1 pseudogene is annotated in these 979 nt (G+C 37.8%); it reads left to right on the forward strand.

The annotated features are described in order from the left end of the window. Positions 1–17: 17 nt before the first annotated feature. A pseudogene (locus tag ACIPNH_RS01210) lies at positions 18–914 on the forward strand (MFS transporter); the annotation flags it as partial. Positions 915–979 lie beyond the last annotated feature (65 nt).

The raw sequence follows: 979 nt of genomic DNA on the forward strand, positions 1-979 counted from the left end.
TTAATTAAAAATCTCAAATGTTACTACCATTTCTGTTAATCCTGTCTCTAATTGCTAAGTTCATTGAAATTGACATTTCCGTACCTAGTTTTCCTGATATGGTGCACTATTTTAACGTACCGGAAGGCATAATTCAATTAACTATTACTTATAATTTCCTAGGCTTTTGCATAGGAGGGTTGTTTTTTGGTCCATTGTCTGAATGCTATGGCAGAAGGAGAATTATGATCATAGGTAACACTTTGTTATTAATCGGCGCTGTTGGTTGTGTTTTTGCACCGTCGATTTTTTGGCTTTTAATCTCTCGCTTTGTTCAGGGCATTGGTGTTAGCACATCTGTAGTTGTGTTTGCAATCGTTGCAGACAGCTACAAAGGCGACGAAGCGGTGAAATTTATTGGAATCATGAATTCTGTTCTTACAGTTGTCATGGCAATTGCGCCAGTGTTAGGCAGTTTCATCAATGAAATTGTAGGATGGCGTGGTAATTATGCAACTGTTGCAATACTTTGTTTAATCTCTTGGGTTTTGCTGCTTTTAGCGTTACCAGAAACAAAAAAGGACCGCGATATTTTCAGTTTGAAAAAAATGATGAAAGATTACAGAAAACTACTATCTAGTCCGAGGTTTGTTACGTTGTCTTTGATGTCAAGCCTCTTTTCTGCTGCGTATATGTCATTCATTACTTGTGGACCTTTTCTGTATATGAAGACTTTTGGTTTATCTAGCACTATTTATGCACTACATCAAGGTGCAATAGTTGGGTGCTTCTCACTCATCAGTCTATTTGCTGGCAAAATCTTGCAGAAACTTGGAGCAATAAAGTGTGTAATTTCTGGTACGAGCGTGGGTGCTATTGGGTCTCTATTGCTTGTAATATTCAGTATAATTGTACCCCACTCTTTCTACTTAGTATAGCATTTCTCATAATAGTCCGAACAGGTCATAGGAAGGCAGAATCAACAGCACGACGAAAGGAT

The organism is Wolbachia endosymbiont of Drosophila barbarae (genome assembly GCF_044752445.1).
Taxonomy (GTDB): Bacteria; Pseudomonadota; Alphaproteobacteria; order Rickettsiales; family Anaplasmataceae; genus Wolbachia; species Wolbachia pipientis.